General features: G+C 58.5%; 5 protein-coding genes and 1 tRNA gene. All 6 read left to right on the top strand.

Annotation, left to right across the window (positions count from 1 at the left end):
- Positions 1 to 175: 175 nt before the first annotated feature.
- The 6 genes from ESZ00_RS14450 (at position 176) to ESZ00_RS14425 (ending at position 11,258) form a co-directional block, all read left to right on the top strand.
- The gene (locus ESZ00_RS14450) at positions 176 to 2,128 is read left to right on the top strand and encodes a VPS10 domain-containing protein (RefSeq protein WP_164981535.1); all 1,953 of its coding nucleotides are present in this window, start codon (positions 176 to 178) and stop codon (positions 2,126 to 2,128) included.
- 338 nt (positions 2,129 to 2,466) lie between these two features.
- Positions 2,467 to 2,543 (top strand) — tRNA-Asp (locus tag ESZ00_RS14445).
- Between the two features lie 370 nt (positions 2,544 to 2,913).
- Positions 2,914 to 4,176 carry a hypothetical protein gene (locus ESZ00_RS14440; RefSeq protein WP_129209035.1) on the top strand — a complete coding sequence of 421 codons (1,263 nt, stop codon included), beginning with the start codon at positions 2,914 to 2,916 and terminating at the stop codon, positions 4,174 to 4,176.
- A gap of 346 nt (positions 4,177 to 4,522) precedes the next feature.
- Positions 4,523 to 6,619 carry an alpha-N-acetylglucosaminidase gene (locus ESZ00_RS14435; RefSeq protein WP_229741375.1) on the top strand — a complete coding sequence of 699 codons (2,097 nt, stop codon included), beginning with the start codon at positions 4,523 to 4,525 and terminating at the stop codon, positions 6,617 to 6,619.
- A 37-nt stretch (positions 6,620 to 6,656) separates the two neighbouring features.
- Positions 6,657 to 7,802, top strand: coding sequence for an acyltransferase family protein (locus tag ESZ00_RS14430; RefSeq protein WP_129209355.1), 1,146 nt, complete (start codon positions 6,657 to 6,659; stop codon positions 7,800 to 7,802).
- 57 nt (positions 7,803 to 7,859) lie between these two features.
- A complete protein-coding gene (locus tag ESZ00_RS14425; protein ID WP_164981534.1) occupies positions 7,860 to 11,258 on the top strand; it encodes a TonB-dependent receptor in 3,399 nt (1,132 codons plus the stop codon).
- The last annotated feature ends 82 nt before the right edge of the window (positions 11,259 to 11,340 follow it).

Genomic DNA, 11,340 nt, shown 5'->3' with positions numbered 1-11,340 from the left:
ATCAGCAAAAGGCCAGCCGCGAGGCTGGCCTTTTGCTTTTGTACCAAGAGAGGAAACAGGCCTTGTACTGGGGAACCGTTCCCGCTTCCGGCGGGAGTATCATCCCAATAACGATCGAAATCCGTAACCCACTATGAACTATCGCCGTCTGCAGTCTTTTCTCCTTGGTTGTGCCGTGTTCGCTTCTCTTCCAGCCGCTTCCGCCCTGGGCGCATCCACGCCCTGGGTATCGGTCGGGCCGGAGGGTGGTGACGCCCGCAGCTTTGCCTTTGATCCCACACACCCGCAGCATCTCTATCTGGGAACACTGGATAGCTGGATTTATGAATCCAACGATGGCGGCGCCAGCTGGAAGCGCCTGGCTCGCCTGGGAAAGACCGACGACCTGGTCGTCGATAACCTGGCCGTCGATGAGGCCGATCCGAAGACGATTTATGCCGCGGTCTGGAGGATGACCCGGGATGGTGGCGGCATCTACGTGAGCCATGATGCGGGCCAGAGCTGGACGTCCTTTGCTGGCATGGAAGGGCAGTCGGTGCGCTCGTTTGCGCAGGCTCCGTCTAATTCCAAGATTCTGGTTGCCGGTGCGATCAGCGGTATTTATCGCAGCGAAGATGGCGGCGAGCACTGGGCGCAGATCAGTCCGCAGGGCAGCGGCGAGATCCGCAAGGTGGAGTCGGTGGCTATCGATCCCCAGGACCCGAAGACGATCTATGCCGGAACCTGGCACCTGCCGTGGAAGACCACCGATGGCGGTGCGAACTGGAAGAACATCAAGCAGGGCGTGATCGACGATTCGGATGTGTTCTCGATCATCATCGATCCCGCGCGGCCAAGCGTGGTGTATGCCAGCGCCTGTTCGGGAATCTATCTGAGCGATACGGGCGGGGAAGTGTTCCGGAAGGTGCAGGGTATTCCTTCGACGGCGCGGCGCACGCGTGTGCTGATGCAGGATCCGGTCAATCGCAACATTGTGTATGCGGGCACGACTGAGGGTCTCTACAAGACGGCGGATGGCGGCGCGAACTGGGCCCGGATGACCGGACCTGACGTAATCATCAATGACGTCTATGTAGATCCGAAGGACGATAAGCACGTGCTGCTGGCGACCGACCGCAGCGGTGTGCTGGCGAGCATGGATGGGGCTGCAACCTTCACGGCGTCGAATGCAGGCATATCCCAGCGGCAGGTGACGGCGTTTCTGACCGATGCGAAGAAGCCCGAGACGCTCTATGCCGGCGTGGTGAACGACAAGAGCTATGGCGGGGTTTTTGTCTCCGAAGACGGCGGCCGGACGTGGGCGCAGCGTAGCCAGGGACTGGATGGCCGCGATGTTTTCAGCCTGGTGCAGAGCGATGACGGGACAATTTTCGCGGGCACGAACCACGGTCTCTTCCGCTGGGACGGCAGCACCTGGCAGCAGGACGGCATGGTTGCGAACACGCGAGAAAAGACCGTCCTGGTGACGCGGCACGGCAAGCGCGAAAAGAAGACGGTGACGGAAGCAGACAAGCCGACACCGATCGATGGACAGGTGAACAGCATCGCGGTGAGCGGTACGGTGTGGTTCGCCGCCACGTCGACCGGGGTGTATCGCAGCGTGACGCAGGGTGCGACGTGGACCGGACCGGTTCTGAACGATGCGGACTATCGCTTTGTCGACGAACACGGGCCGGTGGTCTTTGCGGCGCGCCGGAATGACCTGCGTGTTTCCGATGACAGCGGCATGAACTGGAAGGCCGTTGCTCTGCCGGCGAAGCTGACCCAGGTACAGGCCTTGACTACGCAGCCCGACGGTACGCTGTGGCTCGGGGGCCGCGAAGGCGCCTTCTTCAGCAAGGACCAGGGGCAGACATGGGAAGCGATGACCAATCTGCCGTTTGGCAATATCGCCAGCGTGGACTGGAACGAATCGATGAAGCGCGTGGTGATCACGTCACTCGATTCCACCCTGGTTTTCGCCGTGGATCCTACGGAAAAGTCATGGAAGTGGTGGGATACGGGCTGGCGTGTACGCCGGGTGCATACCATGGGCGGCCGTCTCGTCGCTGCGTCGCTCTACGACGGGATTGTTGTGCAGCCGGAATCCTCGGGCCAGACGGGCGTACTTCAGCAGGCAACGAAATAGCGGGAAGGAATCCGGAACAGGGGTGCTGGAAAGCCGGGATCTCGTTTGAGAGCCCGGCTTCTGTTTTCAGGATGTATGCGCCATTTTCAGAGGAGAAATCACGGCGTAATCCACAGGGAAATGCAAAAAACACCCGCGAGCCGGTGAATCGGCCGTTTGAAGGAAGAGATCTTCTGATAAGATCAATCTTGTTGTGGCAGTGACGGCTTGAGTGTTCTCAACGTCCTCAAGCATGGTCCGCGACAGCAAAAACTTAGAACACGGCAGAAGCGGAAACACTGCAAAAGCCTGATTCTATGTGATATACCTAGAGTTAAAGGTGCGCACGCATCTTTCCTGGGGACGTAGCTCAGTTGGTTAGAGCGCTGCCCTGTCACGGCAGAGGTCGCGGGTTCGAGCCCCGTCGTCCCCGCCACTCAAACAAAAGCGCTTCGCTTTGAGTGGCGACCCACAGTGGCAATCAAAATGGACACGATAAGGGCACAGTAAGCGGATTCCGCTTAGGTGCTGTTTTTGCGTGTGTCCCATTTTTGACTTTGTTGGTGCCATGCCAGGCGCCATTCTCTGAACAACCTTGATCCGCGATGTTTCTTCCCTTTATTGCCGGCGAAGTTGCCCGGAACCCGATAAGCGGGCGAGTTTTGTCGACTTCTCCTGCGCGATTGCCCCTTCAGGAAGCACCTCGCTATGATGTGTGGAATGAATTTCCTACGTGGTGACGGGCCCTCCCACCCTACAGGCGTACAGAAAATAAGGAGGACGATACGGAGACGACGGATGAGCGGTTGGCCCTGCTGCGCCAGATTCTCTCCTCGCGAACGTTTGCCAAATCCGTTCGCCTCGCGCGCTTTCTCGAGTTCATCTGTCTAAGGACTCTCGAGGGCAAGGCTCGCGAAATTAACGAGCAGCAGATCGGCATTCATGTCTTCTCGCGCTCTCCCCACTACATCGCTTCGGAAGACAGCATTGTCCGGACGCAGGCTCGCCTGCTGCGGTTGAGGCTGGACGAGTATTTCGAATCCGAAGCTCCGCACTCGCCGATGGTGATTTCGATCCCCAAGGGCGGATACGTGCCGGTTTTCGAGCCGCGGCAGAGTGTTCTGGTGACCGCTCCTCCGATTCCATCCTCCTCTGTGGCCGTGAAGCCGGAGGCGGCTCTCCCGGAGAGCGAAATAAGGAGCGAAGACAGGCCTCACCGGCGGCAGTGGCTGGGTATCGCCGCTGCCTCCGTCATACTCCTGATTCTTGCGGGATGGGGCTTTCATCTATGGATGAGGGCGCGCATCGACAGCCCATCCCATCTCTTGTGGTCGGGTATCTTTGCGCCCGGCCAGCGGGCCATTCTCGTGCCTTCCGATGACGCACTGGTGCTTTACCAGGAGCTCATTCAGGCGGCGGTTCCGCTCGACGAGTACCTCAGCGGCAGCTATCTGGAGCAGTCGAATCCACGCGTGGGCAATGCGGAGCTCACTTCTAACTGGTTTGCGGCCCACCAATATACGAGTACGGCAGACCTGAATCTGGCCATGCGGCTCGGCCGGCTTCCTGAAGCTGTCAACGCGGATGTGGAGACGCGCAATGCGCGGGTGCTGCGCCTGGACGACCTCAAGAGCTCCAATATCGTTCTGATCGGGGGCATCGGGGCCAATCCCTGGATTGCGCTTTTCGCCGACCGCCTGAACTTCGATGTGAATTACGACTGGAAGACCTCCGAAGGGTATGTGCGCAATAAGCATCTCCAGAGTGGCGAGGCACCCATTTACTATGAAGCGCTGTCGAACGGTTTCCGGCGCAGCTACGGGGTATTGGCTTTTCTGCCCGGTCTTGGAGATGACGGCAATGTGCTGCTCTTCGAGGGGACCGGCATGGCTGGCACCGAATCGGCAGCGGACTTTCCCTTTAACTCTCGCAGCTTCGACGATTTTGCTCATCGGATTGGAGCGACTTCGACCCATATGCCTCACTTCGAGGCTCTGCTTGAAACGACAAGCGTGGGCGGCAATGCTCCGGAATCGCGCCTCATTGCCTGGCGGATCATTCAGCCCTGATCGTTGGTGACTCCTTTCGCCAACCTGCGGCTATTTTGATATGCGTTTTGTTTTGTTGAAGTTGCCTTTGCTCTGAGGGCGTTTTAACAGTGAAAACGGTGCATGGAACGGTGAATTAGCTTCCATCGGCTACTACGGCGAAGGGACACTCCTGCCACTGGAGGGAATGTCGCTTTTGCTGACGCGAAGAAAATTTCTTGAGATCTCCTGTGGGGGCGCAGGGGTTGCACTGGCTCCGGGCGAGTTGGCTGCGATGGTCTATAGGCGGGATGGCGCGGCCCTTACCGGAAGGGGTGGGATATCTCATGAGGGCAGGCCGCGAACAGCCAGCGACGCAGCCCGGTCGGTGCTCGTGCGCCAGCTCGGAGAGGCCTTCCCGGAGATCGAGATCTCCGAGATTCCGCTCGAGGGAGAGCAGGAAGTTTATGAGATCGAGGCTGCCGAGGGCAGGCTGAAGGTCCGCGGAAGCAGCGCCGTCGCCATCTGCCGCGGTGTTTATTCGTACCTGCGCGAGAGCTGCGGTTCGATGATTACCTGGAGCGGGCAACATCTGGATTTGCCTGCGCAGTGGCCGACAGCGGCGGCGCAGCGGGTGGTCTGCCCGTATCGGTTTGTCCAGTACCTGAATCCCTGCACCTACGGGTACACCATGGCTTTCTGGGACTGGGCGCGATGGGAGCGCGAGCTGGACTGGATGGCCTTGCACGGCATCAATATGCCGCTGGCCATGGAGGGGCAGGAGGCCATCTGGCAGCAGGTATGGCTCTCTTTCGGCCTCAGCGAAAGCGAGGTCGACCAATTCTCCACGGGCCCGGGCCATCTTCCCTGGCACCGGATGGGCAACATCAACAACTTCGATGGGCCTCTTTCCCAGAATTGGATCGAGCAGAAGCGTCTTCTCCAGAAGAAGATTCTCGACCGGATGCGTGAGCTGGACATGAAGCCGGTGGCTCCTGCCTTTGCCGGTTTTGTGCCACAGGGCTTCAAGAGAGTCCATCCCGAGGCAGAGACCTTCACGCTCCTTTGGCTGCCGGAGGAATTCAAGACCATCCCTCGCAGTACACGGACCTTTATCCTGCACCCGGGACAGACGGAGCTTTATCGCGAGATCGGAAAGCGCTTCATCGAGCGCTACAAGGCGGAGTACGGAGAGGTCTCCTACTATCTTGCGGACACCTTCAATGAGCTTTCGGTGCCGGTGCGCGAAGAGCATCGGGAGAAAGACCTGGAGCGTTTCGGCCGCACCGTTTATGAAGGCATCCTTGCCGGTGATCCTGAGGGAACCTGGGTGATGCAGGGCTGGGCCTTCGTTTACGACGCGAAGTTCTGGGATAACGCAGCCGTTGCCGCGCTACTGCGCGGCGTGCCGGACGATCGCATGCTGATTCTCGATTATTCGAATGACCTCGCAGCGGATGTGAAAGGCAAATACTCGCCTGAGCAATGGAAGCTGCAGAAGGCGTTTTTCGGCAAGCAGTGGCTGCATGGCATGGCCCACACCTTTGGGGGCAACAACAATATCAAGGGCAACCTCTCTCTGATGGCCTCAGCAGGCGCTGCGGCGCTCGCGAGTGCGCAGCGCGGAAATCTTGCCGGATGGAGCATGTGCCCGGAAGGCATTGAGAATAACGAAGTCGTCTATGAGCTGATGACCGATGCGGCCTGGCAGCGTGAGGCGATCGATCTCGACATCTGGATTCCTGCCTACTGCCGATCGCGCTACGGAGCCTGCCCCGAGAGCATGCGCAAGGCGTGGGAGCTTTTGCAAAAGACTGCTTACGGTAGCCACATCTGGATGACCAAGCAGGCCTGGCAGACGGAGCCCGGCAGCCATCCCGAGGCCGTCGCCGTGAATGCAGGCCCGGAGTATCAGCAGGCCGTCGAGCTCTTTCTCGCATGTGCTCCGCAGCTGGGTGGATCGGAGCTTTACCGAAACGACGTCATCGAGCTTACGGTGCAGGCTGTGGGAGGATACGTCGACAAAGTGCTGGCGGCTGCGGTCGCACTCTATCCAGACAGACGCGATGATGCGGTGAGACACGCGGCGCAAGCTGTTGTGTGGATGGAAGCCATGGACGGGCTGCTGAACATCCGCACCGACCGGCGGCTCGAGACATGGACCACCGCAGCGCGCTCCTGGGCTCGCAACAATGCTGAAGCCGCGTTTTATGACGAGAATGCGCGACGGCTGATTACGACCTGGGGGTGGCCTGAGCTCTCCGATTACGCTGCCCGGGCCTGGTCCGGCCTTGCCCGCGACTATTACGCGGCGCGCTGGAAAGCCTGGTTCGAGGCTCGCCATCGTGGCGCTGCTTTTTCACTCGACCTGTGGCAGCAGACGTGGCTGTCCTCGCCTTATCGCCCAAGCCCGGCAACTCCGGTTGGCGATGCTGTTGTGGAGTCGCGCCGTCTGCTGGAGGCATGCAGACGGTACGAGATCTAAGCAGGCCAGAAGAAAGAGGAGACATACCGTGCAGACCATGACGCAAAAATCGACGCAGACGATGACCGCGACAAGCCCGCGGCTGCAGTTCATCGATGTGCTGCGCGGCATCACCGTCGGCTTCATGATCATGGTGAATAATAACGGGCAGAATGAGCTGGCTTATCGCGCCATGAATCATTCTCCATGGAACGGCTTTACCCCGACCGACCTGGTATTTCCCACATTTCTTTTTGTGATGGGCGTCTCCGTGGTTCTTTCCTTTCGCGGACGCCGCGCGCAATCGACACCGAAGCGCACGCTCCTGCTGCATGTGCTGCGGCGTTTTGTCATTCTCGTGCTGCTGGGGCTGATCGTTAACGGATTTCCTTACTTTCATCTCGAGACGCTGCGCATCTACGGCGTCCTCCAGCGCATTGCCGTCTGCTATCTGCTCGCCAGCCTGCTGGAGCTGGCTACCGGCCGCATTGCGCCACGCATTTTGCTTTTTGTCGCCGCTCTGGTGGGCTACTGGGCGCTGATGCGCTGGGTCCCGGTGCCAGGTTACGGATTGCCCGGCCGCGATATCCCGCTTCTTGATCCGGATCGCAACCTGGTCGCGTATCTCGACCGGCATATCTTTCCTGGGCGTCTCTTTGAAGGCACGCGCGACCCCGAAGGCCTGCTGAGCGATCTTCCATCGTTTGCCAGCACCTTGATGGGGATGATGGCCGGGTGGTATCTGAAGCGCACGCGTGCCACCTGGCGCACCTTTGCGGTGTTTCTGCTCTCCGGTCTTATCTCGCTGGCTGCCGGCCTGTTGTGGTCACAAAGTTTTCCCCTGAACAAAAAACTCTGGACCAGCTCTTACGTGCTCTATGCCGGCGGATGGAGCCTGGTTCTCTTCGCTACCTGTTATCTGCTCTGCGAGCTATGGCAGCTGCGGGGCCGCTGGACATTGCCATGGATTGTCTTCGGCACCAATGCCATTGCCGCGTATGTATTTTCGGAACTGCTCTCATCGGCAGTCGCCACTTTTCACATTCACTCCCGCCTGTCGATTCAGCAGTATGTGTACTCGCACTTCTTTCGCCTCATCGGATCGCCAGCCTTCGGATCGCTGGTCTACTCCGTGGTGTTCGCGGCTCTCTGCTGGGGCGTCGTCTGGCAACTCTACCGCCGAGGCATTTTCATCAGGCTGTAAGCAATGACTAAAACCATAACAAAGACACTTCAGGGTAGGCGCATCAGGAGGCTGAGCATGACTGCACAAACACAAGGTTGGTTCTTCCGGTGTATCGCAACAGACCGCACATCACGCTTCTGTTTCCGCGGACAGCGTGGGGATAAATACATTTCACTCCGCAGCGCCCTAGTCGTTCTGGCGCTGTTCTTCGGCTTCTCCTTTGGGCTGCATGCGCAGAACACTGCGGCGCAGCTTGGAGGAACGATCACGGACACCAGCGGCGCAGTGGTTGCGAACGCTCATCTGTCGATCAAAAATGAGGGCACGGGACTGGTGCGCGAGGCCGACAGCGACGCGAGCGGCACCTATGTCTTCCGCGCGCTTCCACCTGGCGTCTACACGTTGACGGTGGGCGCTCCAGGGTTCGAATCTTTTGTGCAAAAAGGAATCCAGCTTACCGTTGCGCAGAATGCCACGCTGGCGGTGGGGCTGAAAATTGGAAGCACCAGCGATACCGTCACCGTAACCGGCGGCGCCGAGCTGATCAATACGACGTCGGCGGAATTAGGGCAGGTTATCGGGCAGAACCAGGTGACGGAGCTTCCACTCAACGGCCGCGATCCCTCGAATCTTGTCTTCGTGGCCGCGGGCGTCAGCAATGAGCTTTTCTCGCAGGCATCGACTTTAACCGGCAGCAACTCCTTCGCAACGGAATCGGGAGCATCGGCAGGCGGGCAACGCCAGGGCAGCGCCTGGTACCTGCTGGATGGCGTAGCCAACATGGATACCTTCGACCTGCTTGCGTCTCCATTTCCCGACTCGGATGCGACTCAGGAGTTTCGCGTCGTGACCAACAATTTCGATGCTCAATATGGTTTTGCTCCGATGGCCATCGTCAGTATCCAGACGCGTTCGGGCACGAATGAATTCCATGGCGGGTTGTTCGAGTTTGTCCGCAACAACGATTTGAATGCAAAGAACTATTTCACTGGCGCGGTCGACCTGCTCAAGCAGAATCAGTTCGGCGGTTATATCGGCGGTCCTGTCCTGCGCAACAAGCTTTTCTTCTTCACGAACTACCAGGGGACGCGCCGCAGCTATAACTCTTCTTCGAATGTTACGTACACGCCGACACAGGCGATGCTGGATGGAGACTTCAGTTCTGTGCCTGCTTCCAATCTCACCGGCCCGCTGGCTGGGGTATTTCAGACCGTCGATGGAAAGGCGCAACAGGTGAGTACCAGCCTCTTCAGTCCGGGCGCGCTGGCCATCGCCAAATCGCTGCCTCTGGGCTCGAATGCAGCGACCGGTGAAACGAACTATGCGACTCCGGCGGAAACACAGACCTATAACCAGCTCACTTCGCGGCTGGATTATAACCTCTCGCAGAAGCAGCAGATTTTTGCACGCAGCTTTCTTTACACCTTCAACCAACCCGGGCGAACCACTGTCGGCGATATTCTCTCCGGAGTGAATGCCAATACCGGCGTTTATCTGAACCTCGCCGCAGGGCATACGTGGACGATCAGCCCGACGCTGCTCAACAGCGCCATTCTCTCCTGGCAGCAGTATGACTTTTCGACCGGCACGAAAGAGTACAACGCAAGCGGCCAACCGGTCTGCCTATCGGAATACATTGCTGTTTCCGATCCGACCGGCGAGTGCTACATCGGCGGTCTGGAAGCCTTCGATGGCAATTCACTCTATGGCGGCGGCCTTGGCTTCAGCGCCTTCACGGGTGATCCCAACGATACCCACCGCCGTTACTGGATTTTTACCGATACGCTGACCAAGACTCTGGGTAAGCACACACTGCTGGCTGGAGCCAACCTCATGCACCGCTATGGCTACGAGTATTACGGCGGCGAAGTGAATGCGCAGGTGGACTTCACCGGGCAGTACACGGGATTTCCGCTCGCCGATTTTCTGCTCGGCTATCTCTACAGCATGAGCCAAGGCGCCGGCGAATCCGGAAGTGAGCAGGGATGGTTGATGGGCTACTTCGTTCAGGATCAGTACAAGCTTCGTCCCAACTTAACTGTGACCGCCGGTCTTCGCTGGGACCCGAACTTTGCCTTGACCATCGCTCACGGACGTGGCGCTGCGTTCATTCCTGGCCAGCAGAGCACCCGTTATCCCAATGCTCCGCTCGGTCTTGTGTTTGTCGGCGATAAAGGCGTCGGGCCCGGGGTTATGCCCAGCACGTATGGATACTTCGAACCGCGTCTCGGTATCGCCTGGCAGGCACGTTCGAATACCGTGGTACGCGCAGCCTTCGGCATGTTCACGACGCCGATGGAAGATGCCTTTTATAACCACGTGTGGGATGCTGCGCCATTCGCACCGGATTATTCTCTGAATGGAGGCAGTACCACTCCGCTCGATTTCGACAAGCCGTGGAGCAGCTTCACGGCGACGGGAGGCGTCAGCCCGTTCCCGCCTTTCGCGTCACCTTCACAAGTGCCATCGTCGAATGTCACCTTTACCACGCCTGTTGCGCTGCCGGCAGTCTTTTCCACGAACCTCAAGCTCGGCATCACTCAGACATGGAATCTCTCGCTGGAGCAGCAGTTCGCGAAGAACTGGGCGCTGCATATCGCTTACGTTGGCGCGGAGTCCTTTCACCAGGCTACGACGGTAGACCAGAACCCCGGCCACTACTTCGGCACGCCGACGAATGCGAATAACGGAAGCCGCACGACCTATCCCAACTTCAGCGCGATCATTCAGGTACAGGATGGCGCGACCTCGCACTACTCCGCTCTGCAGGCAGGCATTCAGAAGCACCTCTCCTGGGGACTGCAGTTTCAGAGCAACTTCACCTGGTCGCGCGATACGGACGTAGGCGGATCCGGAGATCCTTCGTTCGAATCCAGCGTGAGCGATCCGTACTCTATCCGTCACGACTACGGCCTCTCCAGCCTCAACTACCCGATCATGTGGGTGAGCGATTTCGTTTACGAATTTCCCAAGCTCGAGCACTCCGGCCTGCTGATGAAAAACGTTCTCGGAGGATGGGAGTTCTCGGGTCTCTACACCGCCATGTCCGGGCCGCCATTTACGATGAACGGTGGCGAAGGCAACAACAACTCCTTCTTCAATGAGAATCAGGACCGTGCCGATGTTGTTCCCGGACAACACGCGAATGTCCGCCAGGGTGGCAAGAGCCACTGGCTCAACAGCTACTTCAACACCGCCGCCTTCACGAACAATGCCTACGGCACGCCGGGTAACTCGCAGAAGTTTTCTATTCAGGAAGCCCCTATCGAGACCGCGGATCTGGCTGTTCTTAAGAACTGGACCATCCGCCAGCAGTATAAGTTGCAGTTTCGTTGGGAGGCATTTAACGCACTTAATCATCCGAGCTTCGGGCAACCGGACTCCAATCCTGGAGATTCGAACTTCGGACAGATCACCAGCATCGGTAATGTCGCACCGCGCGTGATGCAGGGCGCTCTCAAGTTCACCTTCTAACTCTGTATGCCTGGCCCGATGGCAAGTTCCTTTTATGTCATCGGGCCAGTTTTTTTCTTGCATCTACAGCAAAGCATTCGAG

The organism is Silvibacterium dinghuense, from assembly GCF_004123295.1.
Taxonomy (GTDB): Bacteria; Acidobacteriota; Terriglobia; order Terriglobales; family Acidobacteriaceae; genus Silvibacterium; species Silvibacterium dinghuense.
This window is presented reverse-complemented; position numbering and strand designations above follow the sequence as displayed.

Bases quoted from the DNA above. Each gene is read 5' to 3' on its own strand.
- ESZ00_RS14430 (WP_129209355.1), top strand. From the start codon at position 6,657: ATGACGCAAAAATCGACGCAGACGATGACCGCGACAAGCCCGCGGCTG.
- ESZ00_RS14425 (WP_164981534.1), top strand. From the start codon at position 7,860: ATGACTGCACAAACACAAGGTTGGTTCTTCCGGTGTATCGCAACAGAC.